Annotated in this window: 24 protein-coding genes, 2 tRNA genes and 3 pseudogenes; 21 read left to right on the forward strand and 8 right to left on the reverse strand. The window is 33.7% G+C overall.

From position 1 onward, the window contains the following. Positions 1-116 precede the first annotated feature (116 nt). Both OOK99_RS06365 and OOK99_RS06370 read right to left on the reverse strand, forming a co-directional pair. Positions 117-1,211 (reverse strand): hypothetical protein, encoded by a 1,095-nt coding sequence (locus tag OOK99_RS06365; protein WP_264719752.1) that lies wholly within the window; start codon positions 1,209-1,211, stop codon positions 117-119. Positions 1,212-1,353: 142 nt separating this feature from the next. After that, positions 1,354-2,365 (reverse strand): IS630 family transposase gene (locus OOK99_RS06370; RefSeq protein WP_264719384.1). Its coding sequence is split into 2 segments (ribosomal slippage): positions 1,354-1,902 and positions 1,904-2,365, totalling 1,011 coding nucleotides; the frame shifts between segments, so codons are not numbered across the junction. Positions 2,366-2,705: 340 nt separating this feature from the next. Here OOK99_RS06370 and purF point away from each other — a divergent pair. Continuing rightward, entirely contained in the window at positions 2,706-4,091 is a 1,386-nt protein-coding gene (gene purF, locus OOK99_RS06375) for an amidophosphoribosyltransferase (RefSeq protein WP_264719753.1), read from the forward strand. Positions 4,092-4,836: 745 nt separating this feature from the next. On the opposite strand, the gene OOK99_RS06380 is transcribed toward purF, so the two are convergent. Further along, a protein-coding gene (locus OOK99_RS06380) for an IS630 family transposase (RefSeq protein WP_264719384.1) occupies positions 4,837-5,848 on the reverse strand; the annotation gives its coding sequence in 2 pieces (ribosomal slippage) (positions 4,837-5,385 and positions 5,387-5,848; 1,011 coding nt in all). An 82-nt stretch (positions 5,849-5,930) separates the two neighbouring features. Here OOK99_RS06380 and OOK99_RS06385 point away from each other — a divergent pair. Next, a pseudogene (locus tag OOK99_RS06385) lies at positions 5,931-6,611 on the forward strand (phage portal protein); the annotation flags it as partial. 566 nt (positions 6,612-7,177) lie between these two features. Here OOK99_RS06385 and OOK99_RS06390 read toward each other — a convergent pair. Together OOK99_RS06390 and OOK99_RS06395 are read right to left on the reverse strand one after the other, a co-directional pair. Then, a complete protein-coding gene (locus tag OOK99_RS06390; RefSeq protein ID WP_264719754.1) occupies positions 7,178-7,999 on the reverse strand; it encodes an IS110 family RNA-guided transposase in 822 nt (273 codons plus the stop codon). Further along, positions 7,996-8,196: a hypothetical protein gene (locus OOK99_RS06395; protein ID WP_264719755.1), complete on the reverse strand. Its 201-nt coding sequence runs from the start codon at positions 8,194-8,196 to the stop codon at positions 7,996-7,998. Before OOK99_RS06395 ends, OOK99_RS06390 begins: the two co-directional genes overlap by 4 nt. 120 nt (positions 8,197-8,316) lie before the next feature. Here OOK99_RS06395 and OOK99_RS06400 point away from each other — a divergent pair. From OOK99_RS06400 to sucD, 5 genes and pseudogenes are all read left to right on the forward strand, one after another. Beyond that, a pseudogene (locus OOK99_RS06400) lies at positions 8,317-8,595 on the forward strand (RsmE family RNA methyltransferase); the annotation flags it as partial. Positions 8,596-8,717: 122 nt separating this feature from the next. Further along, positions 8,718-8,791: transfer RNA gene (locus OOK99_RS06405), tRNA-Pro, on the forward strand. 198 nt (positions 8,792-8,989) lie between these two features. Further along, positions 8,990-9,190: a 30S ribosomal protein S21 gene (gene rpsU / locus OOK99_RS06410; RefSeq protein ID WP_264719756.1), complete on the forward strand. Its 201-nt coding sequence runs from the start codon at positions 8,990-8,992 to the stop codon at positions 9,188-9,190. A gap of 30 nt (positions 9,191-9,220) precedes the next feature. Then, a complete protein-coding gene (gene sucC / locus OOK99_RS06415) occupies positions 9,221-10,381 on the forward strand; it encodes an ADP-forming succinate--CoA ligase subunit beta (protein WP_264719757.1) in 1,161 nt (386 codons plus the stop codon). A gap of 3 nt (positions 10,382-10,384) precedes the next feature. Beyond that, positions 10,385-11,266, forward strand: coding sequence for a succinate--CoA ligase subunit alpha (gene sucD / locus OOK99_RS06420; RefSeq protein WP_063630884.1), 882 nt, complete (start codon positions 10,385-10,387; stop codon positions 11,264-11,266). Between the two features lie 6 nt (positions 11,267-11,272). Here sucD and dapF read toward each other — a convergent pair whose 3' ends face one another. Then, positions 11,273-12,067 carry a diaminopimelate epimerase gene (dapF, locus tag OOK99_RS06425; protein ID WP_264719758.1) on the reverse strand — a complete coding sequence of 265 codons (795 nt, stop codon included), beginning with the start codon at positions 12,065-12,067 and terminating at the stop codon, positions 11,273-11,275. Positions 12,068-12,085: 18 nt separating this feature from the next. Between dapF and OOK99_RS06430 the strand changes: the two genes are divergently transcribed. After that, on the forward strand, positions 12,086-13,285 hold the full coding sequence (locus OOK99_RS06430) for a glycoside hydrolase family 5 protein (protein ID WP_264719759.1): 1,200 nt from the start codon (positions 12,086-12,088) through the stop codon (positions 13,283-13,285). Here the strand turns inward: OOK99_RS06430 and OOK99_RS06435 are convergent. Next, positions 13,261-13,833 (reverse strand): nitroreductase family protein, encoded by a 573-nt coding sequence (locus OOK99_RS06435; RefSeq protein ID WP_264719760.1) that lies wholly within the window; start codon positions 13,831-13,833, stop codon positions 13,261-13,263. The two genes, OOK99_RS06430 and OOK99_RS06435, sit on opposite strands and share 25 nt — an antisense overlap. Positions 13,834-13,929: 96 nt before the next feature. Here OOK99_RS06435 and OOK99_RS06440 point away from each other — a divergent pair, with 96 nt between their 5' ends. The 7 genes and pseudogenes from OOK99_RS06440 to OOK99_RS06470 form a co-directional block, all read left to right on the forward strand. Beyond that, a complete protein-coding gene (locus OOK99_RS06440; protein ID WP_264336415.1) occupies positions 13,930-14,457 on the forward strand; it encodes a biotin transporter BioY in 528 nt (175 codons plus the stop codon). After that, positions 14,454-14,852 (forward strand): DUF1284 domain-containing protein, encoded by a 399-nt coding sequence (locus OOK99_RS06445; RefSeq protein ID WP_007302343.1) that lies wholly within the window; start codon positions 14,454-14,456, stop codon positions 14,850-14,852. Before OOK99_RS06440 ends, OOK99_RS06445 begins: the two co-directional genes overlap by 4 nt. 68 nt (positions 14,853-14,920) lie before the next feature. Then, positions 14,921-15,787 (forward strand): tetratricopeptide repeat protein, encoded by an 867-nt coding sequence (locus tag OOK99_RS06450; RefSeq protein ID WP_010403952.1) that lies wholly within the window; start codon positions 14,921-14,923, stop codon positions 15,785-15,787. A gap of 64 nt (positions 15,788-15,851) precedes the next feature. After that, positions 15,852-15,924, forward strand: a tRNA-Val gene (locus tag OOK99_RS06455). A gap of 51 nt (positions 15,925-15,975) precedes the next feature. After that, positions 15,976-18,678: a DNA topoisomerase (ATP-hydrolyzing) subunit A gene (gene gyrA / locus OOK99_RS06460; RefSeq protein WP_264719762.1), complete on the forward strand. Its 2,703-nt coding sequence runs from the start codon at positions 15,976-15,978 to the stop codon at positions 18,676-18,678. Positions 18,679-18,772: 94 nt separating this feature from the next. Beyond that, the gene (gene petA / locus OOK99_RS06465) at positions 18,773-19,372 is read left to right on the forward strand and encodes a ubiquinol-cytochrome c reductase iron-sulfur subunit (RefSeq protein WP_264719763.1); all 600 of its coding nucleotides are present in this window, start codon (positions 18,773-18,775) and stop codon (positions 19,370-19,372) included. A gap of 360 nt (positions 19,373-19,732) precedes the next feature. Then, positions 19,733-20,207 (forward strand): annotated as a pseudogene (locus OOK99_RS06470) (transposase); the annotation flags it as partial. A gap of 94 nt (positions 20,208-20,301) precedes the next feature. Here OOK99_RS06470 and OOK99_RS06475 read toward each other — a convergent pair. After that, positions 20,302-21,300: a phage tail tape measure protein gene (locus OOK99_RS06475; protein WP_264719764.1), complete on the reverse strand. Its 999-nt coding sequence runs from the start codon at positions 21,298-21,300 to the stop codon at positions 20,302-20,304. Positions 21,301-21,441: 141 nt separating this feature from the next. Here OOK99_RS06475 and elbB point away from each other — a divergent pair, with 141 nt between their 5' ends. The 6 genes from elbB to OOK99_RS06505 all read left to right on the forward strand — a co-directional run bounded on the left by elbB (position 21,442) and on the right by OOK99_RS06505 (position 26,679). Continuing rightward, entirely contained in the window at positions 21,442-22,140 is a 699-nt protein-coding gene (elbB, locus tag OOK99_RS06480) for an isoprenoid biosynthesis glyoxalase ElbB (protein WP_264719765.1), read from the forward strand. A gap of 137 nt (positions 22,141-22,277) precedes the next feature. Next, on the forward strand, positions 22,278-22,586 hold the full coding sequence (locus OOK99_RS06485; RefSeq protein WP_052264887.1) for a hypothetical protein: 309 nt from the start codon (positions 22,278-22,280) through the stop codon (positions 22,584-22,586). Between the two features lie 58 nt (positions 22,587-22,644). Further along, positions 22,645-23,571, forward strand: a complete 927-nt coding sequence (gene ispH / locus OOK99_RS06490) for a 4-hydroxy-3-methylbut-2-enyl diphosphate reductase (RefSeq protein WP_139686676.1) — start codon at positions 22,645-22,647, stop codon at positions 23,569-23,571. Between the two features lie 249 nt (positions 23,572-23,820). Beyond that, entirely contained in the window at positions 23,821-25,281 is a 1,461-nt protein-coding gene (locus OOK99_RS06495; RefSeq protein WP_264719766.1) for a hypothetical protein, read from the forward strand. 4 nt (positions 25,282-25,285) lie between these two features. Beyond that, positions 25,286-25,894, forward strand: a complete 609-nt coding sequence (locus OOK99_RS06500; protein ID WP_010406999.1) for a hypothetical protein — start codon at positions 25,286-25,288, stop codon at positions 25,892-25,894. Further along, positions 25,891-26,679 (forward strand): hypothetical protein, encoded by a 789-nt coding sequence (locus OOK99_RS06505; protein ID WP_264719768.1) that lies wholly within the window; start codon positions 25,891-25,893, stop codon positions 26,677-26,679. Before OOK99_RS06500 ends, OOK99_RS06505 begins: the two co-directional genes overlap by 4 nt.

Genomic DNA, 26,679 nt, shown 5'->3' on the forward strand with positions numbered 1-26,679 from the left:
TTGACAACCATATTTGCCTTTAGTCCTTGTGCTAATTGCTGCCCCATATCCTCTACTCCAATCGAATGCGTATGGATGTTTATAATTAACTTCTTAATTCTTATCCTAAAAATACATTAATTTAATTCCCTACTAGAGTTTTCTTGTTGTTGTAAACATGTTTGCATAAGACTAGTAGATGGAACGTTTTTAATAGTCTGAGTTAACTCCTCAGGAATATTTTCAAAACTCTTGCCCATAACTTCTAAAACACTTTTCCCCTGTATAAGACAATTCCCTCCAAAGCTTGATTTGTTTTCTAACTTGCTAAACCTTATTTTGCTTTTCTCATCAATTTCTACTACCATTTTGTTACCATCTTTCCGTAGATAAATACTAATCTCTCCTATTTTAGTAGTAAAAAATATTTCAATACCACCTTTTAAGATATCTGTGTAATTTCTTTTTCCATCTTCTGTAATTTCAACTTTTACTATACTTTCCTCAATCTGAAATATGCCAACTTCTAAATCCTTAGCTTTTTCATTATTTAAAGTTCTTGCAGTTTCAACAATACTACCTTGTGGATACTTAATATAAAAATATTTATTATCTACTTCTACTTCAAGATCATATTTATCAATTTGCTTGTTATTTTCTTTCACAATACCTTCATATGCTAGACCCTCTAGCATTTTTTTCTTACTCTTACATTGTTCGTTAAGATCGTTTAAATAATTAGAGCCGTAATATCCGCCTTCAATATCGCTGTAAAAAGATAATCCTTTTTCTACCCCACCTTTTAACACTAAATTACGAGTGATCTTTTGTATAATATTTTTTGTAGTTGAATTGTGTGGATTTGCATGAAAGCGATTAATTAATTCTTCCATTTTTTCAAATATAAAATTTGTTACAGTCTTATTATCCTTACCGTAATATGAGTTTAATCTTATTCCTTGATTTAAATAATCCTCTATTATGCATTCCATGTACTTTAAAACGCTTTCTTGCTCATCGTGTTCTGTTATACCTTTTATCATCTCATCACAAAATTTTTTAACTAGAATTTGTTCATCTGTAGTCAATGGTATTTGCAATTTCGTAGAAGATGGGTCTCGCTCAAAAAGATAAATTATTGACAATTCCTCTGCTCTTTTAACAAAGTCATAACTCCTTAGATATTCTGCAACATCTTTGTTTTTTGCGTACCTTTTCTTGGTTAAATCCATATGCCTATCTTTACGACTTATAGTCGGTAATTTTGGATTTGATGAACTACTCTGTTGACTATTGAAGAAGCTGTTAGAGAACTGTTCAGGCTCTAAAATAAGATTACTTTCACCTTGTTTACCTACTTGCTTATACCAATTCTCATTGTTGTGGAGTCAAATAGGAAACAGAGCAGAGTTGTTTAATTGTAGAAGTAGCAAGAGAGGTAAGAAATTTGCATAAAGTGCTCTCAAGCAAAGCAATAGTACTGTATATTTTATTGCGCAAAATGTTCTGTTTTATATATAACCAAAGCCTCTCAACAGGATTAAGTTCAGGTGAATATGGAGGTAGGTATATAATCTCAATGTTTTTAGGTACCTTTAAATTTTTTGACTTATGCCAACTAGCACAGTCCATAACAAGAACAGCTTCTCTTGTCCCTAGATATTGCAACATTTGCTCAAGAAATATATTCATGCAATCAGTGTTAACATTTGGTGCAAATAAGCTAAAACTCTCTCCATTTTTAGGATTAACTGCACTGTAGAGATAAAAATTATGCCTACCTAACTTTATTTTAACCCGAGTTCTAGTACCTTTTTTAAACCATCCATGCCCAACTTTCGAATGTGTGCCAAACCTTGATTCATCAAAGAAAAATAGCTCTTTTTCAGGATACTTTCCAATAACTTCATTGAGATTTTTTTTTGAATTCCTCTTGTTTACTTTTATCTTGTACGTTGTGTACTGGTCTTGGTGTAATATATGAAAATTTCATCTTTTGCATATGGCGGTGTACTGTAGATTTGCTAATATTTAAGTCGAACTTTTCCTGTATTCTTATTCTCATTTCTTTAATGGTAATATTAGGGTTTTCTTCTATCCATGCTTCAATTTGCTGTAGTTGAGCCTGATTTAATTTAGTTTTTCTTCGGCGTGATCGAGGAGCAAACAGTTTTTCTTCTCTGCCAAATTTCAAGAGTTTTATCCACGAAGTTAGTGCCTTTCTTGAAATGCAATATATTTTTGCTACAGACGTTATACTGTACTTTTTTGCTGCAATTACAGCGTTTAGTTTTTTTGAAACATATGCATTATTCCTTACTTTCTTCAGCATCTCTTTTGCTGATTTTACTACTTCTTCATCCAATAATTTTGATCTGAGTGCCATTTATACCTAAACTATTTCACTTATTTCATTATGGCTTTTCTTCCATTATTGTCTATCTGTTTCCCGTGTAACGGGAATTGGTATTAGACATATTATATACCATAACCACTAAAACTTTTTAGTGATTACTTTAATACATAGATAAGTCAATAAAAATATCTTTTTCTCTTCAGTGCTAAAAAATTGTCGAAAATCTCAAAATTGGTTAATTGCGTATAACCTACTTTCTGGTATACATCAAAACTACCGTAGAAAGCTTCAACTTTGAAAGGGATTAACAAATAAAATTCTTGTACTTTGCCTCTACTAAAGTACAATCAGGCTTTATTTAATATTTTTCATGCTTGATGAAGTACATGAGGAGTGTGGGGTATTTGGCATAAGTTGTAACCAAAGTGCTGCCTTTAACTCTATACTTGCTCTCCACGCTTTGCAGCATAGAGGTCAAGAGTCTTTTGGCGTAGTAACCAGTAACAACGATAAGCTGCACTCTTATCACTTTCAAGGTCAAGTGAGCAGTGTATTTGATGATATAGATGAAATAAAGAAATCCTTACCTGGAGATTGTGCAATAGGTCATGTTCGATACTCAACAAGTGGTAGTAAATTTGGAGTGCAGCCCATGTTTGGCAAAAGTGGCAAATTTGGGGATTTTGCCATAGCACATAATGGTAATTTAATTAATATTTCTCCGATACGCGAACAATTAATCAAACAAGAGTGCGTTTTTCAGTCAGATATTGATACAGAAGTAGTAGTGCATCTGACAGCAAGCGGTGAAAAAGATAGCTTTTTAGAGAGTTTTATATATGCATTAAAGCAAATACAAGGTGCTTATTCTTTTGTGGCAATCAATCAAGAAGTAGTTATTGGAGTACGTGATCCATCTGGAATCAGGCCTCTTGTTTTAGGAAAGTTAAACGGTTCTTACGTTCTTACATCTGAAACTTGTGCTCTTGATATAATAAATGCAGAGTTTGTTAGAGAAATAGAACCAGGCGAATTAGTTACCATCAGTTCGGATAGTAAGCTAGCCTCAATGTTTCCTTTCCCACAGCAAAAATCAAGTTTTTGTATTTTTGAATACGTTTACTTTTCGAGACCAGACAGCATAATGGAGAATAGGTCCATATATGATATAAGAAAAGAAATAGGAAGAATACTTGCAGAAGAGAGCCCACCAAAAAACAATGTAGATATGGTTGTACCAATACCTGATTCTGGAATACCTGCAGCTATTGGATATGCAAAGCATTCAGGATTACCTATGGAACTGGGGATAATTCGTAATCATTACATAGGAAGAACTTTTATACAACCCACCGCTGAAGTACGTAAAGTTAGAATAAAATTAAAATTCAATGCTAATAAGCACACTTTGAAAGGCAAAAACATAATTTTAATAGATGATAGTATAGTGCGTGGTAGTACGTTAACAAACATAATAGTTATGCTAAAGGATGCAGGAGTAAAAGAGATTCACCTCAAAATTTCAAGCCCACCAATTAAGCATTCTTGTTTTTATGGAATAGATACGCCAGAGTGCAAAGATTTAATTGCTGCAAATAAATCTGTAGAGGAAATTAAGGAAGTTATAGGAATAGATAGCCTAGCCTTCTTGAGTATTAATGGACTATACAGGGCTGTTAAAGAAGAAAAACGTAACAACGCTACACCGCAATATTGCGATGCTTGTTTCACTGGTGATTATCCGATTGGTAAGTAATCTATTATTAATGAAGGTGAGGTTTTTTCTATATTACATTAACAGTTTTAAAAATAGGTTTTTGCATAACCATATAGTTTTTGCCTGGGCGTCATTTGAGTAAAAACTACTTTACAAATTTCGTCATTCCCTTTACTATGATACTAAGAGTATTTATCCTTGTTTTTGACCTGCAGGCTCAATGACAAAATTCAGATATTTATTGGCAAATTACACAAAAATTATAGCGGCTGCATGTTTTTTAAATTTTTTCTACTTCAGCCAAAACACGCTTGTTATCACATTATCAATTTAAATTATTAAAACTCGTCACACGGGGATTCTTTTGCCTTTTTTCTTCGTTTAGTAAATTTCTTAATATTTGTAACTAAAGTAATTTTAGAGAGGCGTTATGTAAGTAGCTGACACACAGCTGTACGAGCATTCATTTTTGAAGATAGCAAAGGTGTCATTCAAGTAGCTGACACTGGGATCCATCTCTTAATACAGCCTCATCAAAAATGTTGTGTTTTAACATAAAATTAGCTGCTTCTATGCTCATAAACTTAATATCCAATCAAATTTCCTGGATCCCAGTGTCAGCTACTTGAATGAAAAATAAAGATACTGGGATGACAGGAGTGTGAGGTAAGGCTACATCCATATTCCAACAGGTATGACGGTATCATTCCAGCACTTGATGTTGGAATTCAGGAATTTTTTGAGCATGAAAGTTATGCTAAGTTTTTGTTGGTAATACCAATTCTCATTGTTGTGGAGTCAAATAGGAAACAGAGCAGAGTTGTTTAATTGTAGAAGTAGCAAGAGAGGTAAGAAATTTGCATAAAGTGCTCTCAAGCAAAGCAATAGTACTGTATATTTTATTGCGCAAAATGTTCTGTTTTATATATAACCAAAGCCTCTCAACAGGATTAAGTTCAGGTGAATATGGAGGTAGGTATATAATCTCAATGTTTTTAGGTACCTTTAAATTTTTTGACTTATGCCAACTAGCACAGTCCATAACAAGAACAGCTTCTCTTGTCCCTAGATATTGCAACATTTGCTCAAGAAATATATTCATGCAATCAGTGTTAACATTTGGTGCAAATAAGCTAAAACTCTCTCCATTTTTAGGATTAACTGCACTGTAGAGATAAAAATTATGCCTACCTAACTTTATTTTAACCCGAGTTCTAGTACCTTTTTTAAACCATCCATGCCCAACTTTCGAATGTGTGCCAAACCTTGATTCATCAAAGAAAAATAGCTCTTTTTCAGGATACTTTCCAATAACTTCATTGAGATTTTTTTTTGAATTCCTCTTGTTTACTTTTATCTTGTACGTTGTGTACTGGTCTTGGTGTAATATATGAAAATTTCATCTTTTGCATATGGCGGTGTACTGTAGATTTGCTAATATTTAAGTCGAACTTTTCCTGTATTCTTATTCTCATTTCTTTAATGGTAATATTAGGGTTTTCTTCTATCCATGCTTCAATTTGCTGTAGTTGAGCCTGATTTAATTTAGTTTTTCTTCGGCGTGATCGAGGAGCAAACAGTTTTTCTTCTCTGCCAAATTTCAAGAGTTTTATCCACGAAGTTAGTGCCTTTCTTGAAATGCAATATATTTTTGCTACAGACGTTATACTGTACTTTTTTGCTGCAATTACAGCGTTTAGTTTTTTTGAAACATATGCATTATTCCTTACTTTCTTCAGCATCTCTTTTGCTGATTTTACTACTTCTTCATCCAATAATTTTGATCTGAGTGCCATTTATACCTAAACTATTTCACTTATTTCATTATGGCTTTTCTTCCATTATTGTCTATCTGTTTCCCGTGTAACGGGAATTGGTATTAGAAAGAAAACTGCGGCAATGTTTGCGGGATTTATTACACGACTTGATCCTGAAGCAAATATTATGGGAGAGAGTGAATCAAATGAGCATGGAGTTGCGTTATCAGGACTTGAACCAGGAACTATGCAACTTTTAGATCCAGGTGAGGATATTAAATTTTCAGAACCATCTGATGTTGGTGGAAGCTATGAGGCCTTTATGAGACAGCAGCTTAGAGCAATTGCTATTGGTATAGGAATTACCTACGAACAGCTTACAGGGGATTTAACCAATGTCAATTATTCATCTATTAGGGCAGGATTGATAGAGTTTCGTCGTCGTTGCTCTATGTTACAACATAATATCATGGTATTCCAATTTTGTAGGCCTATATGGAATAGATGGATTGAACTTGCACTTTTATCTGGGAAAATTTTTGCAAACGATGAGCAGACATTAAAAGAAGTAAAATGGATACCACAGGGATTTGATTGGGTAGACCCACTAAAAGACCAGCAAGCACAGCAGATGGCAGTAAGAAATGGTTTTAAGAGTCGATCAGAAGTAGTTTCAGAACTAGGCTATGACGCTGAGGAAATTGACCAAGAAATTGCAGAAGATCAAAAGCGTGCTGACAGTTTTAATCTAGTATTTGATTCAGATTTGCGTTCACAAACAAATTTAATTATGGAGAAATAAAGAAGTTATAACCCCTAATCTAAAGTCTCTTAATTGATGTAGCTGTGGATAAGTTCTCTAATTGCATAAAAGTCAACAATAATTTTTTGTATCATGAAAAATATTTTTTGATGTAAAATTCAGCTCTAATACAACCTTTTATTTATTATTGTATTATCTTATTCAATCAAAAGAGGTTTTATTGGCAATAAAAACATCAACACTAATTTCCAATTAATCTCTTTTAAACTATGTAGCCAATGAATATGTGGATAAATACGTCCACACAAACTTAAAGTATTTATCCACATATTCATTAAGCTTATAAAAACTAAGGTATCATTCTTTTCCTCTATAGTCTTAATGATTTTACATAAGTTAAAAGTAGCATGCTTCCATTGTTCTCTCCGCGGTCTAATATGGCTAATTTATATTGTAGCCAAGCCGCACTATACTTGTTAGGCGGAAGTGGACGGCAACATGTACGCCACGAAGTCTATGCTTCAACTTATCCTCTTGCTTATCCCTTCCATCGGCATTGCTATCTTTACTTTCAGTAAAATTATCGTTTTATACTTCTTTAGTGTTTATTGATAGCAAAACTCTTTTCTATCGATTAGCATCTTGTGCATAATCACGGCTAATTTTCTTGCTACTGCAACAATTGCTTTTTTCATGCCCTTTTTCTTTTTAAGCTTCAATCCCCAGCTTCTTAATTTAAATGTCCTTTTACATTTTACCAGTAAGACCTGCGCGGCTTCATATAACATATTCCTACAGTCCACTGGTCCCATTTTTGATATACTTCCGTGTCGATCAATCTCACCAGAAGCGTACTGTCTTGGACTTAATCCCATATAGGCTCCAACTGTATAAGATGTTTCAAACCTATGCAGATCATCTATTGCAGCTTTATATGTCATTGCTACTATAATACCAACTCCTGGAACAGTAGTTAATAATTTACAATCCTCATCTTTTTTGCTTTGTTCTGAGAGCATTTTATCAAGTTTTCTTGTTGATTCTTCTATTATTTCTAAACTATGTACTAATGATTCAATTGAGGTTTGGCTAATTTCATCTAGATTATTAACCATTTCTTGCACTTTTAAAGCAAAGTTTGCAGAACTAAGACGTTGATTAACTTTTATCCCGTATATTTTCAGTAATCCCCTTATTGTTCCCGCAATTTGCTCTCTGCAACGTATTAATTGTCTTCTGCTTCCAAGTATTATTTTAACCTGACAAGCTTCGTCTGATTTTACTAATACCTCCTTAAATAGCCCAACTCTCATCATTTGTGCTATGCCTCTTGCATCATTTTTATCATTCTTATTGATTCTCGCAGATAATGCTGCTGCCATATGCCTTGCATCTACACAAGTTACTGGTAATCCAAGATTCCTCAACTCTTTGCCATCGATATTGATAATTGCCCGCTTTCTATTCCTATGGACTCGTATTTTTTGTTTTGACCAAGCAGAAACTCAGCTATTGCACTGCTTTCACTTGCAACAACCCCTTCTTTAACAATTTTTCCTTTCTCATCAATGATACTAATAAAAGTTTCTTTGAGTGAGACATCTAACCCGCTATAATGTTTCATGAGACTACTCCTACTGTAAAAGTTTAAATTATTCTTGAAGAACTAATTCATTGAATTTGTTACTTCGTGCTAAAATAATGGAGTATGTCTCTCCATCATTCAATAGCAATTACAGTATGTATACCAGAGATTTTGCTTCCCATTGATTTTTATGAATTACCCGATTCTCAGAATAAAAATTTTGTTTTGTGTGATGAAACAGGTGAAGGAAAACCTCCTAACAAAGTTCTAAAAGGCAAGAAAAACGTTGCTATTATTGTTGGCCCCGAAGGTGGTTTTTCATCTTGCGAACTTGATTCTGCCAATAAATTTTGTCAGAAACTGAGTCTAGGAAAAAGAATTTTGAGAGTTGATACTGCTGTAGTTGCTGCATTAACCTTCACCAATTGGTATAGCTAGATTTTTTAATATGGCTAGTGCAACTTGACACTCTATATAAAGAAATCTGCATTATATTTTTCCTAAAAGAAATAAATGAAACTTGCATTTTTCCGAACTATCGATACTCTTAGTAAAGAAGTCGGGGCGTAGCGCAGCCTGGTAGCGCATTTGGTTTGGGACCAAAGGGTCGGGAGTTCAAATCTCTCCGCCCCGAGATTAGAAAAATTACAAGAGCACTGTAACCTAAGAGCAATTTTTATCAGCAAGTAAATGATTGACAGCAGAATGAAGCTTTTTTCATATAAATCACTGCATATCATATTCTATCGCTCAAGTTTATAAAATAATTGACAATGTTAATTTTCTAATTTATAAATGGATTTTGAAGTGATTACCGAAGGAGGTATAGAGTTTGATTGAAGTATCAGTCCATTATGGTGATGTAGATAGAGCTCTTCCACTGTTGAAAAAAATAATTCAAAAGGAAGGAAGAGGGCTCAAAATGAAAAAAAAATATCACGAAAAGAAATCAGAGAAAACAGCTAAAAAAAAAGCTGAAGCAAGGAAAAAGAGATATCAGCAAGAATGCAGAAGACAGCGTTATGGTTGGTAGTTTTTACTAAGGTTAATAATTAGTTATCTTATGAATATTCACGAATATCAAGCAAAGGAAATTTTACACAAGTTTAATGTCCCGGTACCAAAGGGTTTTGTTGCTACATCTGCAGAAGGAGTAGAAACTCAAATAAATCAACTAAAATCTGACGTGTTTGTGGTTAAAGCTCAGATTCATGCAGGTGGTAGGGGTAAGGCTGGTGGCGTAAAGCTAGCAAAGTCAACTAAAGAAGCTCAACAACTTGTAAAGGACATGCTTGGCATAACTTTAGTTACTCATCAAACAGGGCCTAGTGGACAGCAGGTAAAGAAAGTATACATTGAAGAAGGTTCAAGCATTAAAAAAGAGTACTATTTGAGTCTAGTAGTTGATCCAAAGCTCAGTAGGTTAGTATTTATATTTTCCTCAGAAGGTGGAATGGATATTGAAGAAGTGGCAAAAAATTCTCCTACAAAAATTGTGAAATTTGATATTGACCCTGCTACTGGTTTTACAAATCTTGATAACAGTAAACTTGCCAATAATTTTAATTTGAATTCAGAACAAATAGAAAGAATAACAAATATTGCAAAAAATATATATGATGCGTTTATTACAACTGATGCAAGCCAAATAGAAATTAACCCACTAGTTGAAACAAATTCCGGGGATTTTGTTGCACTTGATGCTAAAATTAATTTTGATGACAACGCTTTATATCGTCATCCAGAAATCGTGCAGCTTCGTGATTATGATGAAGAAGTTAAAGAAGAGATAGAAGCTTCAAAACATGGACTTAGTTACATCAAAATGGATGGCAATATTGGTTGCATGGTGAACGGTGCAGGTCTTGCTATGGCAACAATGGATATAATAAAGTACTATGGAGCAGAGCCTGCTAACTTTCTAGATGTTGGTGGTGGAGCAAGTAAGGAAACTGTCACTGAAGCATTTAAAATTATATTATCTGATAGTAATGTACAAGGAATTTTGGTTAATATATTTGGCGGTATAATGCGTTGTGATATCATTGCAAATGGAATAGTTGAAGCTGCAAAAGAAATAGATATTAAGGTCCCTTTAGTGGTTAGATTATCAGGCACTAACTTTAAAGAAGGAAAAAGAATTTTAGAAGAGTCAGGGCTAAATATTATTGCTGCAGACGAACTTGACGAGGCTGCACAGAAAATAGTACAAGAGGTGAAGTAGAGTATGTCTGTTTTAGTAAATAAAGATACAAGATTAATATGCCAGGGCTTTACTGGTGCACAAGGTACATTTCATTCAGAACAAGCAATTAGCTATGGAACCAAAATGGTTGGCGGTGTAACTCCTAGCAAGGGTGGAAGCACTCACCTTAATTTACCAGTTTTTAATACCGTAGCAGAAGCTAGAGAAAAAACTGATGCGAATGCTACGGTAATATATGTACCTGCTAAATTTGCAGCTGATGCAATACTTGAGGCAATAGATGCAGAGATAGAATTAATAGTTTGCATCACAGAGGGCATTCCTATACTTGACATGGTAAAGGTAAAGCACGCTCTCGCTGGTTCAAACAGTCGATTGATTGGCCCAAACTGTCCAGGGGTTATTACACCCGAAGAATGCAAAATAGGAATTATGCCAGGACATATTCACAGACGTGGACATATAGGAATTATGTCTCGTTCTGGAACTTTAACTTATGAAGCGGTAGCACAAACAACCGCTGTTGGTCTTGGTCAGTCAACATGTATAGGAATTGGAGGGGATCCTGTTCATGGTATGACGTTTGTTGACTGTATGGAGCTCTTTTTAAAAGATGACGATACTCATGGTATTGTAGTTATTGGTGAAATAGGTGGAAACGAAGAAGAGGATGTATCACATTTTGTGAAAACAGAAAAAACTAAAAAGCCAATCGTTGGTTTTGTAGCAGGTCAAACAGCACCTCCAGGAAGACGTATGGGGCACGCTGGGGCTATTATCTCCTCTAGTGGCGGAAGTGCTGGTGCAAAGTTAGAGGTTATGCGCAGTGCTGGAATTGCAATTGCAGAAACCCCTGCTGTGATTGGTAAAAAGGTGTTAGAAGTAATGAGTGTCAGTGCCTAGCCTAGGTCATAAAAACCCTATATCCCCAGTCATCAGTATATTTTTTGACCACTCAATCAGTAACTGACCTCCTGGTAAATGCACTGAAGTTTGTTTAGTAGCCAAACACTTACGAAGTATAGATGCAACAAATGCTGCACAAGCCGCACTACCACATGAAGCAGTAATACCTGTTCCTCTTTCCCAAACTCTTAAGTTTATTTCTCCAGATTTTTCTATTTGTGCAATACTAACATTTGTTTTCTGAGGAAATAATTCGTGATTTTCTAGCTTTGGTCCTAAATTCTGCAATGGTATTTCGCTTATGTTATCAACAAAAAAAACTATATGAGGGTTACCAATATTTACTGCAACTGGCTCTTTCAGCATTTCAAGCTCTATAGGTAGATAAAGGGGATCGCATTCACAAGAAAGAGGAATTTCATTCCATTTAAGCAGTGGTTTACCCATATTGACCTTTATTGATTTATCACCTACTTTAAAACATTCTAAGATACGATTATTTATCAGCTCAATAGTGATATATTCAGTACCTTTTTCTAACATTATCAAATATCCAACACAGCGTGCTGCGTTTCCACACATTTCAGCTCGACTACCGTCAGCATTGTAGATATGCATAAAGCAGTTTGCAGCATTAGACATTGTTATAATTATCACTTGATCACAACTGCCTTGATCAGCAATTTGTCTATAATTCCAGTCTAAATTATTTGTTGAACGTGAGTCTATGATAACAAAACTATTGCCAGTACCATGCATCTTTACAAACGGGATCTTGTCTGTTAGGTTACTTACCATTATAGCAAAATTATATAAGTGAAAATTTTTCTTCTAATTACAGCTGTTTTGTATTCTATAGTTTTCTGTAATGTGAGTGCTAAGTCAATACCGGAGAACAGCAAAATGCTCTTTTGGCAAACTGGAGTTAGAAAGGGAGCAAATGTTTTCAATAGAAAAGTTGATAGTGACTTAATCAAAGCAGCAAAGGAATACAAAATTGGTTTTATTCGTCTTGCTCCTGACAAATTTGAAACTACGCAACGTGACTTCCTCTTAGGTAATGCAGACAGTTATCAGGGCCTAATTCCCAAAGACCTGAAAGTTCTGAAAGATGTTTTAGATGCTTTTCATCAACAAAAAATACCAGTAGTGTTAACGATGCTTAGCTTACCTGGATCTAGATGGAAGCAAAATAATAACGATAAAGATGATTTACGTTTATGGTCAGATCAAGCTTTTCAAAAACAAGCAGCAAAATTTTGGCAAGATCTTGCGAAAGAGCTTAAAGATCATCCTGCTATTGTTGGATATAATATCTTAAATGAACCACATCCAGAAAGGCTTTATAATACTGCAGATTCGGCTATTTATAACGTAGAACAAAGCAAAGTTCAGAAGAATCTATTTGGCTTTTATAGCAGCGTGGTAAACAGTGTCCGCCAAGTTGACTCAGAGACCCCAATAATACTTGATAGCAGCAGTTATGCTGACTCTAATACTTTTGATAAATTCAAACCAGTTGATGATTCTAATATTCTTTATTCTTTTCACATGTATGAGCCCTTTGCTTATACAAATTTAAAATTAAACCAGGATAACTTTGCCTACCCTGGACATGTTCAATCTTTTGATGGAAAAAAAGTAGAGTATTGGAATAAAGATAAGTTAAAATTATATATAGAACCTGTAAAAATTTTCCAAGAGAAGTATAATATACCAGATTATCAGATCCTTGCTGGAGAGTTTGGCGGACATCGCTGTTCAAAAGGATTAGAGCACTATTTTCGAGATCTTACTTCTATTTTTAATGAATATAATTGGCACTTTGCTGTTTATGGCTTTCGAGAAGATATGTGGGATGGAATGGATTATGAATTGGGAAGTAAAAAGCTTTCATGGAAAGATTGGCAAGCAATTGAAGAGGGTAGGATGAAAAAAAATTATTTGCCAGATAATCCAATTTTTAAGATATTAAAAAAAGAATGGTCAAGTCAGCTCGCTGGCCATTCGTCATAAAAAAATATTTCTTCTATTGGCTTTCTGTTCTTTTCTTTAACTTCGGCACCTTCTTCCTCGTAACCAACCGCTATCACTGACATTAGATTAAAATCATCAGGTACATTGAACCTCTCTATTATTTTGTCTTTGTCAAATCCGCCCATCTGATGAGCCATTAAGCCTATAGCTGTAGCCTGTAGCATAAGTGCGTAATTTGCTGCACCAGTATCATGCTTAGCCCAAAAATTTCCCCCTTTGTCTGGCTTTCGGAAGTTTTTAGCACTTAAAGATATGATTAACACTTGTGCATCTTTTGCCCACTTTTGATTAGATTCATCAAGGCAATCGAACAATTTTTTCCATGCGCTTTGATTGTTCTGTTTGTTGCATATCACATATCGCCAAGGTTCATCACCAAAACACGAGGGTGTTAGCCTTACAGCTTCTATTAAAATATCCATTTCTTTTTGAGATATTGCTTTTGTAGGATCGTATGAACGTCCACTGTGTCTTGCTTTCATCAACGATAATAGATCTTGTTTACTCATCATTTTTAAATAGTGCATAAATAATTCATTGTAGCGCAATATGAGCAAAATTTAAATTGCAAAACCTCTTACACACATATATTACATTTAGTAAGTTATTTCTATTGGGAAGATATGTTTATAACACAATCAAGCAGTAGGTCAACACTGGTTGAAATATTGTCTTGCGTTTTACTTTTATTCTTGATGGCTCAAATAAGCGTACCGTTGCAGCCTGTGCCTATCACATTGCAAACTTTAGGAGTAATGCTCATTGGGCTTAAATTTAACCGCAGAACAGCATTCTATTCTGTGCTTACATATCTATCACTTGGTGCAGCAGGATTTCCTGTTTTTGCGAATTTTTCTAGTGGTTATCACATTTTTCTTGGACCAACAGGTGGATATTTAATTGGCTGTTTAGCTGCTGTTATGGTAATGAACAAAGTAAATGAATTACTGAACTCTAAATATAAATCATTTGTGTGTAATTCTTTAAGTTGTCTGGCCGGTACAGCTGTAATCTTTATTTGTGGTGTTAGTTGGCTTTCTGTTTACTTTGGTCTGGAACGAGCAATAATGGTAGGTGTTTTACCATTTATCCTTCCTGGTTTGGTAAAAATTTTTCTACTTGTAGCAGCTTTGCAATATTTGAAAAAATGATAAAATTTCGTCCTCATCATTTCATGTGCACTCTTGCATTTCAAGGATATGGGTATTCTCAGGGTTTTGTAGAAAATTACAAAAAGATAGCAAGTAAAGTAATTAATGATCCTAATACTAAAATCGAAGTAGTTGATAATCTTGACACTATTTGCAGTGTTTGCCCAAACCAGACTAAACAAGGTAAATGTACCACACAAGCTAAAGTTTTAGAGCTAGATAGAAGGCATATGGAAATTTTAGGAATGAAAATAGGAGAGATTTTAACCTGGAATGAAGCAGTAAAAAGAATTAGAAAGAAAATGTCTTTAGAGAAATTTGACTACGCATGTGAGGAGTGTAATTGGCAACCATATGGAATGTGTAGAAGTGCTCTTTTAACTCATTCTAAATAGTATCTGCCAATTAATAATATCTTTATTATTATATTAGATAAGTAATGTAGCATTTATGAATTTGTAATGTGTTGCGTATAGTTCAAAGAAATAAGATTTACTGGTTACGCGCTGCAGCCAATGCCACAACACTAGGATCTATGTTTGTCTGCATGTTAATTTGCGTTGTGATTTTATGGAGGTCTTCTGTTACCTATGCTAGTGAAAATTTGGAGATACAGAAGGTCTTTGATAGTGTTGTCAAGCATATAAAAGCTGATAAAAAATATAAAGATCTTGATGTTATCGAGAGAAAAAGTGACAAATTTAATATCAAAATTTCGCAGAATTCTGGCAAGAATTTTGACATATACTCTATTTTAAAAAAAGCAAAAGATTCCTTTGAGTTAGGAGATAGTGAAACAGCTACTTCTCTCCTCAATCAGATTATCGCAAAATTTCCTTATCATGAAAGTGCTTTAATTGGACTAGGGAATATCTATTACGCTAACAAAGAATTTAAAAAAGCTGTAGAGATTTACACAAGACTGTTAAAAGAATATCCTAGCAACCCTTATGTATTAAAGAACTTTCTGACGATAATCTCACAATATGATCCTAATTTAGCATTGAGTGAAATGTTGAAATTGTATGATACACTCAGAAATAGCGCCCCTTTATCAGCAAATTTAGGTTTGATCTATATGAAAAAAGGGGATTACGTAAAAGCTAAAGAATATATGAAAGCAGCAATTTCTTTAGATCAAAACAATATTTTTTATACCTATAATTTAGCTGTTATTCTAGATAAGCTCTCAGATTTTAAAAATGCCACAGCATGTTATTCAAAGTTGTTGAACATGTCAAAAAATGCAAGTGAAAGAATACCTTTATACAAGGTAGCAGCAAGACTAAAATTTATACAACTCCATAGTGCGCACCCAGCGATTCCATAAGAGTTGCTTGTATCGCTATTTTTGTTTACAACAACAACATTGAACTATAGAATTATATCTAGAGGGGCAATTAGCTCAGCTGGTAGAGCATCTCGTTTACACCGAGGAGGTCGGCAGTTCAAGTCTGTCATTGCCCATTAGCCTAGTTGAATATTAATATTACAATTATTTCAATCAAAGTATAGAAAATGCAAGACAACATAGTACCAGTTTCAATAGTGAAAGAGCTAGAAGATTCTTATCTCTCCTATGCAATGAGTGTGATCATAAGTCGAGCTATACCTGATGTGCGAGATGGATTTAAACCTGTTCATAGGCGCATATTATACGCAATGTCGAGGGCTGGGTTCGATGCCGGTAAACCGTATAAAAAAGCAGCTCGTATAGTCGGGGATGTAATGGGAAAATATCACCCACATGGTGATGCAGCCATTTACGATTCTTTGGTCAGGATGGCTCAAGATTTTTCTCTTCTTTTACCGCTTATCGATGGGCAAGGTAACTTTGGTTCAATAGATGGAGATCCACCAGCTTCAATGCGATATACAGAAGCAAGGCTCCACAGAGTATCGCATTTTTTACTGAATGATATTGATGAAGATACAGTTGACTTCAGATCAAACTACGATGGAAATGAAACAGAGCCTGTTGTACTGCCTGCAGAATTTCCGAATCTATTGGTAAATGGTGCAAGCGGTGTTGCAGTTGGTATGGCAACCAATATTCCTTCTCACAACCTTGGAGAAATAATAGATGCTTGTATGTTATATATAGATAATCCTGAAGTTACTTTGGATGAGTTACTTGAAGTGATGCCAGGACCGGATTTCCCAACTGGAGGAACGATTCTTGGAAGGTCTGGAATAAGATCAGCATTTGCAACGGGTCGTGGATCAATTGTTGTGCAAGGCAAGACTCACATGGAAGACCTGCCACAAGATAGGCAAGCAATAGTGATTGATGAAATACCTTACCAGGTAAATAAAGTAAAATTAATTGAGAAGATAGGTGAGCTTGTAAAAGAAAAAAGAATTGATGGCATAACAGAAATTAGGGATGAGTCTGATAAGTCTGGTATTAGAGTAGTAATTGACCTCAGAAGAAATGCTGAAGCAAGTTTTATACTTAATCAAATATTGGGACTAACTCCACTAAGAAGTAGTTTTAGTGTTAATACTTTAGTCCTCAACAATAACAGGCCTGCTTTGATGTCATTGAAAGAAATCATAGCTGCTTTCATTGATTTTAGAAAAGAAGTATTAATCAGGAGAACAGAATTTCGTTTAAGAAAAACGAGGGAAAAAGCTCATATATACATAGGGCTCTACATTGCGGTCCTCAGCATAGATGAAGTGATAAAAATCATCCGTGGTGCAAAAGATCCTGAAGAAGCAAGCAGAGAGCTTTTAAACAAGGAATGGAAAACCTCAGCTGAAATAAACACGATTATTGAACTAATCTCAGACAGTGTGAGCTTTTTGAAAGATGGAGTATATAGATTAACTGAGCTGCAAACAAAAGCTATTCTTGACATGAAATTGCAACGCTTAACAGGCCTTGAAAAAAGCAAATTAGAAAATGAGTTAAATTCAATGCTTAGCCTGATAAAAGAATATATTGCTTTTCTTGGCTCAGAAGAGAAATTGATGCAAGAAATAAAAAACAATTTACAAGAAATAAAGAATAGATTTGCCGTACCTCGAAGAACTTCAATAGAAGAATCAGACATGGACATTGAAGCTGAAGATCTAATTCCACAAGAAGATATGGTAGTGACCGTAACTATGAATGGTTACATCAAACGTGTGAAGCTCTCTCACTATAGAACCCAACATCGTGGTGGAAAAGGAAAGCTAGGACAGGGATTAAAAGAGGAGGACGTAATCACAAAATTATTTGTTGGAAATACTCATACTAGCCTTTTATTCTTTTCTAATACTGGTCGAGTTTACAGATTAAAAGTTTATAAACTGCCTCTTGCAGAGCCAACTGCACGTGGAAGAGCGCTTGTTAATATATTCCCGCTTAGCGATGGTGAAACTATAACTAACATCATGCCGCTTCCAAGTGAGAATGACGAAAATCAAAATATAGTTTTTGTTACTGCTCATGGGAACATAAGGCGTAACTCCTTAGCAGATTTTCACTATATTCCAAGCAATGGAAAAATAGCAATAAAGCTCGACGAAGGGGACAGGTTAATATCAGTTAAAGTATGTAGCGAAATTGATCATGTTCTACTTTCAACAACACTTGGAAAAAGCATCAGATTTGTTGTAAGCGATGTGCGTCAATTTAAGAGTCGTAATTCAGATGGCGTAAGAGGTATCAAACTTGCAAAAAATGACAGTGTGATATCCATGACCATACTAAACGGCATAGGTATTGCAATAGAAATAAAAGAACTTTACTTAAAAGTTCCACTTGCAAAAAGGATGGAAGCTGTAACCAACAACTCAATTGATTCTAAATTAGAAAAAACTTTGAATGATTTAGAAATAGATAACAAACTGTTCTTAAAACTTGCAATGAATGAGGAGTTCATATTAACTATTACTGAAAATGGCTTTGGTAAAAGAACTTCTGCGTACAAGTATAGGGTAACAAATAGAGGTGGTGTTGGTATTACAAATATCCTTACTACTAGCAGAAATGGCAATGTTGTTGCTAGCTTTCCAGTTGAGCAGGGTGATAATATCATGCTTATTACAGATAAAGGAAAGTTAATTCGTATTTCAGTAAATGATATCAGAATTACAGGACGTAGCACTCAAGGAGTCACTCTGTTTAAAACAGAGAGTAGAGAAAAGGTGGTTTCAGTAGCGAAAATTGAGGATCCTAACTCCACTGAAGATAGTATTTCCGAAATTGAAAACTCTGTTCCTTCTTAACTGTATAGCAAAGGCTAAGCAAAAAGTGCAAATTTCTGTTGATTAATCTATAGTATTTAAATTAAAATATATATCTATGGTCAAGTAGAGATTAATGGATAAGAAATTAACTAAAAATAAAAAATCGTTGACAAATGAGAAGAATAAAAAAACATCTCCTATTAAGGATCTTACTCAAAATAAGAGTAGAAGAGATTTTATAACATTAACTACATTCGCCATGGCAGGTATAGGAGCTGCAAGCGGTTTTTGGCCACTAGTTAAGTCTATGAATCCTTCTGCTGAGGTTTTAGCGATGTCTACGGTTGAGGTTAATCTATCTGACATTCAAGAAGGACAAGGAAAAAAGGTAAAATGGCAAGGTAAGCCAGTATTTATTCGCAGACGTACGAAACAAGAGATTGAGGCTGCAAGAGCCATAAATGCAGAAAATTTGAGAGATCCTGAATCAGATGAAAAAAGAGTATACAAAGGGAAAGATGAATGGTTAATTATGATTGGAATATGCACCCATCTTGGATGTGTACCAGTTGATCACGCTACAAAAGACGGCAACGGTTGGTTCTGCCCTTGTCACGGTTCATATTATGACACATCAGGCCGAGTAATTGGCGGTCCTGCACCAAAAAACATGGCTATACCTGACTACTTTTTTCCAAGTGAAAATATTGTAATAATTGGCAAGAAGGCTTAACGGATTTTCATAATTAAAGTAACGAAAGTATATTGTATTTCAAGAAGCACACTGATTTCATGGGCAAAGCTCTTGAAGTTTATCAAGCTAATTTTATACTATGCACATATTCGGGTGATAATTAAGAAACTTGCCTGCCAAATCTTCAGAGTTGACAGCTAAATTTAAAACTTGCTCCTTTACGTCAGAAAAATTCTGACTAACTTGCTTAAAGTTATTTTCTAACTCTTCGAGGATGGAGCTGAAATTAAAAAAACTTTTCTGCATTTTATCAAGATTTTGAGTTATATAGCTTAATACATAAAGATAGAGACAAGAGGGGAAGAGATATGGTAAAGCAAGAAAAAGCTGAAAGTGAGGTTCTGGTTAGAAGTGTTAAACGACCTAAAAGAGAGAGGAGTAGAGGATATTCTGATTGCATGTGTTAAAAAGTTTTCCTGCAGCTATAAATAGCTAAAGCAGAAATGTATTGTACATCAGATAAGAAATTCACTGAAGCAGCAAAAACTTTCATGAGTGATTAAAAAAAATATATCGTGCTTCAAGTAAAGAAATCGCTGAAAATTATTTGCTTGAGCTGATGGGTGAAAAATATCCTTTGGTCATAAAATCGTGGCAAAACAATTGGAAAAATTTATTTTAAGTATTCCGGCGGCTCCACTAATCCTATCGAGGAAGAAAATTTACTAAAACCAAAGGTTCATTTACCAGCTTGTACAAGTTGGTATACTGCGCTATAAAAAGACAGAGCAAAAATGGACTACAGCTTTGTCTTTTAACTATGTCTCAACTTGATATCTTTTTTCCTAGTAGATTGAAGATTGAGTTGAATTAAAAATTTGGTTTGACACACTTTTCTGAACGTTCCCGCGTAGCCCCGCTTTCTGATAGTAATTTTTGCATCAAAACGCTCCCCAAATGCATCAATTCTATTTTTTCATGTTGTTTCCATCAACTTGTTCAGAATTTGACTCCTTCACTTTAGAACTTGGCTTCATTCCTTTAGCTTTATTATTCACCTCTTGTATAAAATCTTCTACTGTTTTGCTATCTGAAGTAATTGCAGCTTTTAATTCTTCTATAGAATCCTCAAGTGCTTCCTTATCACTTTCATGAGTACTGAGGCCCTTTTGTAGAAGTCTTTCCATATCCTTTTTTGAAAATTCTTTAATGTCTCCATCCTTTACTAACTTTCGTATAGCAGATCGCTGCTCTTCATTTCGGAGCATTTCTATTATTTTTACTTTATTATCAAGAATTGTTCTTTCTTCTCCATTAGCTCTAAGACCCTGTTCTGTCAAATTGCTTATTAACTTTCCAAAATTATTCTCTCTTGCTTGAATCGTAGGTAATTTATCGATCACATCTTTCACAAAACTTTTCACTGTTTTTCCGAATTTAATTGCACCTTCTTTTATCTCACCTCTATTCTGGTATATAAGATAACCAATAGCAGCTATAGCAAATAGTGCTACAAACCCTACGAATGCTGCTCCACCAATAATTAATGCACCGGTCACTCCTCCTACTGTTAATAAACCTGCTAGTGCACCTGTTAGTGTTGTCACTGCTGCTCCACTTATCAATCCTTGAGCTAACAGTTGATTGCCTAAAGTTTCAAGCTCTTTCTCCATGCCTTCTACTTTATTTACTTGTTCAAGAAGTGTTTTTAATTGATTATTGTCTTTCTCAAGATACTCCTTTAAAATATCCATTGTGCCCTTAAAAAGACCTTCATCTTTTATCAGCCGTTCAGACACATTCTTGATGGTTGATTCATTAAAAATTTCACCGCTTTTTATAAATTCATTTGCTTGTAATAGAGACTCCAATGCTTCCAACAAATCTTCTCTTTTACTAATGTATTTTACTACATTTTCAATGAACTCGTCCGAATTGGTTGGATTTGTTGTACCACCTTGTACCATATTCAATTCCTATAAATTATAAATATGCCTAATTATATATGCTAATTATTAATTATATTATAATTGACATAAAATAATTACTCCTTTCCAAATATGGAATTTGTATTACAATACCTAGATTATATGAAATCAAGGTATTTTATGGGTGAGAAAAAATTAAGAGCCGCTGTGGTTTTATCAGGATGCGGCCACCTCGACGGCACAGAGGTGAGAGAAGCAGTCTTAACTCTGCTTGTGTTTGATCAGCAGGAAGTTGAAGTCACATGTTTTGCTCCTGACATTGATATTACACAAGTTATGAACCACAAAACAAAAGAAGCAGTAAAAGAAAAAAGGAATGTACTTGTAGAAGCAGCAAGAATTGCAAGAGGTGAGATAAATGATTTAAGAGAAGCTAAAGCTGAAAATTTTGACATGCTAGTCGTACCTGGTGGATATGGAGTTGCGAAAAATTTATCTGACTTAGCTGAAAATAAAACAGTAATGCCTGAGTTTGAAAGATTAGTCTCAGAGTTCTTTGTTGCAAAAAAGCCAATAGGAACTATATGTATATCTCCAGCCATTATTGTTTTAATTTTAAATAGCAAGATAGGTAAAGAAGAAAGTAAGATTAAGGTAACTATAGGAGACGACAAAGACCAGTTGATAGAGAAGCTCGGCGGCGAACATATAACATGCGATACAAAGCTATCAATAGAAGACGAAAAGCATAATATATTTTCCTGCTCTGCTTATATGCGTAGTGACGAAAGTACACACTCTGTATATCAAGGAATAAAACACATGATTGACAGTATGGTGAAAAAAATTAATAAAAAAACCAAACAACCATTTCTCTAAAGTGTAGTTTCTTATACAATTAATTATGTTATACTTCCAGTTGCATTATTGTTGTAGCCAAAGTAATCTGTAATTGCTTATTAACGGTAAGCTATATTTAGTATGTAAGTTTAGTTCTTTTTTTTATAGATATAAATATGTCAGATCTTTTTTATATTGAAAGTGAGTGTTGTGTAGATGGTCAGTGTGATACTTATGCAGGAGAAGTGAGTATTAATGATGTCATGTTGGGCAAGTTTAGTCTAAATTCACACAGTGGGAAAAAAGCCATGGTAAATATAGACATCGTTACATTCGATATCCATATTGCTATGGATGGCCAAGATGGAAAGACAATAAAAAGAGACCTCAAGAGTCCTGAATTTACAATTAAAGATGACGGTTCCTGGTATATTAACAAGAGTCTTGGTAGTGATAAATTTGAAATTATAGTAAAGCAGTCATGATATGAAACATAGTGAGCGGAGCTTACTTTTTAGCAATGTTTACATACTTACTTAAAAAATGGAGATTATCTTAGCTGAACCACGCGGTTTCTGTGCAGGGGTTAAAAGAGCTGTAGACATATTAGCAATCACTTTAGAGAAATACAAAAATGAACGCCAAGTTTATGTACTACACGAAATCGTTCATAATAAGTATATAGTAGAGGACTTCAAGAAACAAGGAGTGGTTTTTGTAAGCAGCATAGAAGACATTAAAGACAATAGAGGAATATTGATCTTTAGCGCACATGGAGTGTCGAAAAGTATAGAGGATGAGGCAAAAAGAAAGGGTGTTCAAGTGATTGATGCAACATGTCCATTAGTTAGCAAAGTACATAAAGAGGCAAAAAGGTATGAGGATAGTGGTAAAGAATTAATTCTAATTGGACATGAAAATCATCCAGAAGTTAAAGGAATTATAGGAAGAGTAAGTAATCCTATATCTCTAGTGCAAACTATGCAAGACGTATACAATTTACAAATCAAAGATCCAGATAATTTATCTTATGTAACACAAACCACGTTAAGTATTGACGATACCAAAGAAATTATTGCTACACTGAAGCTCAGATTTCCAAGCATTACAGGCCCCGACTTAAAAGATATATGCTATGCAACACAAAATAGGCAGAACGCTGTTAAAAAATTGGCTAAAATTACAGACGTAGTGTTAATTGTAGGAAGCAAAAACAGTTCAAATTCAAACCGTTTATTAGACCTGTGCATTTCCACAGGAAAAAGAGCCTATTTGATTGATAATTATAAATGTATGAACAAAAATTGGTTGCAGGGCGCAGAAAAAATAGGAATTACTGCAGGTGCTTCTGCTCCTGATATATTAGTTGATGAGCTAGTAAATTACTTAAAAATAAATATGAATACAAAAGTTTCAGTCATGCCAGATGGATTCACTGAAAATGTTCAGTTCAAGTATACTAAATGGTAATGTGCAACAACGTGCGTCAAATCAAGTCTTTAGCTCAATTCAATTTTCAGTCTGTTGGAGAATAAAATATCAAGCTGAGATATAATTAATCCTCGTTTGTCAGGTTAAGTTGTGTCTAGCACAAATATAAAAAACCTTCATCATACAAAAGGGTTAATATTACTACTAATTTTATCAAAAACTTATAATATAAGTAATATTGTCATCTCATGTTTAATGAATTTCAATAAATTACCTTTTTAATTCTAGATGAGTATACACTTTGTTAATATGTTTGGGTCAAAACCCAAAAGTAAGTTTATGCTTTCTATAGGAAAAGAAGGCACAATGTTACTATATTTTAAAAATGATACTTTAAATAAAAGATATTTTGCTAAGGACAAAAATAATAAAGTTGTTTCTGACTTAATTTCATGTCTCTCATCAGATAAAAAAGCACCCTTATATCTGGTTCTCAATCACACTGATCAGAACTATTTGCTACAGTCTATCCCAAGAGTAAATAGGATTAGTGCTTATCTATCAGCAAAAACAAAAGTAGAGCATTTTGCTCATAATAACGATATAAATTCTATTCTCTTGGTCGAAAAGCCGAATAAATTTAATCAAAACTGGTGGTATCTATTTGTTTCATCAAAAGCAAATCATTTAATAGAATATTGGTTGGACGTGTTTGTTGAAATAGGCTCTAACTTTAAAGGAATATTAATGTTTCCTATAGAACTAGTCAGTATAGCAAAAAAGATTCTACACAAAGATCCTAGTAACTGGAAAATTATAGTTGCTGCAACTAAAACAGGTGGCTATAGACAAGTGGTTCTTAAAGAGAACAAAATGATATTTACACGTTTAATACCATTTACTAATGATAATTTACCAGGAATCATTGCTGGTGAAATATATCAGGAAGTGAAAAATACAATTCAATCTTTAACTAAGTTTGGATTTGAAAAAAATGACCCTATCGACCTTTGCATCATAGTATCAGAAGCTATTAAATCTAGTTTATCAGTTATAAATTTTTCAGAGAATAGTGTGAACATATTGACTCCATATGAGCTAGGTAAACTATTGGTAGCAGAATTAGCTATATGCGAAAAAGATAGCTTTTGTGATACTACAATTTTGTTCCATAGCTTTAAGAATAAGCCAACAGATGTTTTTAATACAAAAGAAACTAAAGAATTTTATCTATTCAATTACCTTTATTTAAACTCTCCTCGGATTTTTCTATACCTCCTTTTGACTTTAATTGTAATTAACACCTTTTGTTTGCGGAATTTGTATTCGAATTTTAATATTGCTGATAATTTATCTGCAAAGCGGAGTGCTTTAAATAACAAACTAATAAAACTTAGCCAAAGCTATAATGTAAAAAAGATAGATGAAGTTTACGATTTTATTAATATCAATAATATTTTATCAAAAATAGAGTACTCTCCTCTCACACAAGTTAAGTATGTAGAAAAGCTAAAAGTACCAGATGTAGAGCTTCAATTATTTGAGTGGAATTATAATGAGGCAAAAAGTTATATTACCACAACTTTAAGGTTTAATTTTCAATCTGGTAAAGACATTTCTTATCAATACGAGAAACTACAGAAAAATTTAAACGATAATTTCCTTACTCATGATATTAGTATTTCTAGCTTACCTACTACTAAAGAGAAAAATCTATCTATTGATGTTGAAATAGGAGAGGCAATGTAGATTGATGACTATCTCTCAACTAAAAAGAAAAGCTACAATTCAGTGCATATATTACTTATTGTTATCTATTGTATTAATAGGGTTATCAACGTGTTTTATTATCTATAACAAAAAGGTTTATAATAAAAATCAAACTGCAGCTGAGGAAATACGCTCTATTAATTTACAGATCATTGAAATTCAAAAGAAAGAAGTCGTTCTAAATAAAAACCTAGATTTATGGAAAAGAATTTCTTCTTCAAACTTACATAGTAGCAGATACATTACAAATTTAAATTTTGAGCTTAACAAGCTATATAAAAAACACTACATGTTAGAACCTGAAATATCAATTTCTATACCTGAAGAAGCTGAACTCCACAATAAAAGTGAACATACAAAAGTAATAAGAAGTGAAGTGGTTCTAAGTTTAAGCTCAATTAGCGATAAGCATATTTTTTTATTTCTACAGTCTATTCCAAATCTTCCTGGTTATGTTATGATCAGATCTCTTACCTTGAATAAGCAGAGAAATATAGATGCTAAAGTTATAAACCAGATTTTAAGTGGTAATATGATAGAGATAGTGAGAGCTAGTATAGTTTTTGATTGGTATACCATATTAAGTAGATGAATATAAAGTTGTTTTTTATTTTTACGCTGCTATTTTTTAATTTTAGTGCATATTGCAATTGCGAAGATCTTGTAGAAAATATAGGGATTTGTAAAAAATATTCTTGCCAACAGCATATTAGTAATGAAGATTTTATTGAGCATAAAATATTAGGGTTAAATAGTGAAAATTTATGTGTATATATAGAAAGACAAGGCAATGATGAAATGGTCTGTCATCATTCTAATGATGGAATGATTATAGAAAAGAAGTACTTAAAAAGTATTTTAAAAGTTGGAAATCAAGAAATAAATGACTTCATTGATATAGCAAATTTGCGTGCGAAGGAGTGTTTTTTTACCAACAATTATTATATAGATCGAGACGATATAATAAAAGAGGCAGCAGAGAGTACTTTATCGCAATATGGTAGCATAAAAAGCATTTTTTTTGATGAAGAGCAGGTTAATAGAATAGTTAGTGAGATGGAAAAGTTTAACTTACAGTCTTCAGGAGTTACAGAGGAAGAAAATTTCAATTGTAAAGTAGTCAGTTTAGATTCAATTTTATACTTTTCCCCCGATACATGGAAAATATGGGTAAATGGAAAGTTGTTTATAAATACTAAGGATTTAAAAGTGCACTCAGTAACTGAAAATTATGTAACTTTTTCATGGGCTGTAAACCAAAAGATAACAAAAGAACGGATAAGCAATTCTAAAAATGTACATTTTGGACATGGAGGTATTATGTTTACGCTTTATCCAGAACAAAAATTTGATTTAGATAGTTTATCTATTAAATAA

Origin of the sequence: Wolbachia endosymbiont (group B) of Eucosma cana (assembly GCF_947250645.1) — a bacterium.
Taxonomy (GTDB): Bacteria; Pseudomonadota; Alphaproteobacteria; order Rickettsiales; family Anaplasmataceae; genus Wolbachia.

Bases quoted from the DNA above. Each gene is read 5' to 3' on its own strand.
- OOK99_RS06365 (WP_264719752.1), bottom strand. From the start codon at position 1,211: ATGGATTTAACCAAGAAAAGGTACGCAAAAAACAAAGATGTTGCAGAA.
- purF (WP_264719753.1), top strand. From the start codon at position 2,706: ATGCTTGATGAAGTACATGAGGAGTGTGGGGTATTTGGCATAAGTTGT.
- OOK99_RS06395 (WP_264719755.1), bottom strand. From the start codon at position 8,196: ATGAAACATTATAGCGGGTTAGATGTCTCACTCAAAGAAACTTTTATT.
- sucC (WP_264719757.1), top strand. From the start codon at position 9,221: ATGAATATTCACGAATATCAAGCAAAGGAAATTTTACACAAGTTTAAT.
- sucD (WP_063630884.1), top strand. From the start codon at position 10,385: ATGTCTGTTTTAGTAAATAAAGATACAAGATTAATATGCCAGGGCTTT.
- dapF (WP_264719758.1), bottom strand. From the start codon at position 12,067: ATGGTAAGTAACCTAACAGACAAGATCCCGTTTGTAAAGATGCATGGT.
- OOK99_RS06435 (WP_264719760.1), bottom strand. From the start codon at position 13,833: ATGCACTATTTAAAAATGATGAGTAAACAAGATCTATTATCGTTGATG.
- OOK99_RS06440 (WP_264336415.1), top strand. From the start codon at position 13,930: ATGTTTATAACACAATCAAGCAGTAGGTCAACACTGGTTGAAATATTG.
- OOK99_RS06445 (WP_007302343.1), top strand. From the start codon at position 14,454: ATGATAAAATTTCGTCCTCATCATTTCATGTGCACTCTTGCATTTCAA.
- gyrA (WP_264719762.1), top strand. From the start codon at position 15,976: ATGCAAGACAACATAGTACCAGTTTCAATAGTGAAAGAGCTAGAAGAT.
- petA (WP_264719763.1), top strand. From the start codon at position 18,773: ATGGATAAGAAATTAACTAAAAATAAAAAATCGTTGACAAATGAGAAG.
- OOK99_RS06475 (WP_264719764.1), bottom strand. From the start codon at position 21,300: ATGGTACAAGGTGGTACAACAAATCCAACCAATTCGGACGAGTTCATT.
- elbB (WP_264719765.1), top strand. From the start codon at position 21,442: ATGGGTGAGAAAAAATTAAGAGCCGCTGTGGTTTTATCAGGATGCGGC.
- OOK99_RS06485 (WP_052264887.1), top strand. From the start codon at position 22,278: ATGTCAGATCTTTTTTATATTGAAAGTGAGTGTTGTGTAGATGGTCAG.
- ispH (WP_139686676.1), top strand. From the start codon at position 22,645: ATGGAGATTATCTTAGCTGAACCACGCGGTTTCTGTGCAGGGGTTAAA.
- OOK99_RS06495 (WP_264719766.1), top strand. From the start codon at position 23,821: ATGAGTATACACTTTGTTAATATGTTTGGGTCAAAACCCAAAAGTAAG.
- OOK99_RS06500 (WP_010406999.1), top strand. From the start codon at position 25,286: ATGACTATCTCTCAACTAAAAAGAAAAGCTACAATTCAGTGCATATAT.
- OOK99_RS06505 (WP_264719768.1), top strand. From the start codon at position 25,891: ATGAATATAAAGTTGTTTTTTATTTTTACGCTGCTATTTTTTAATTTT.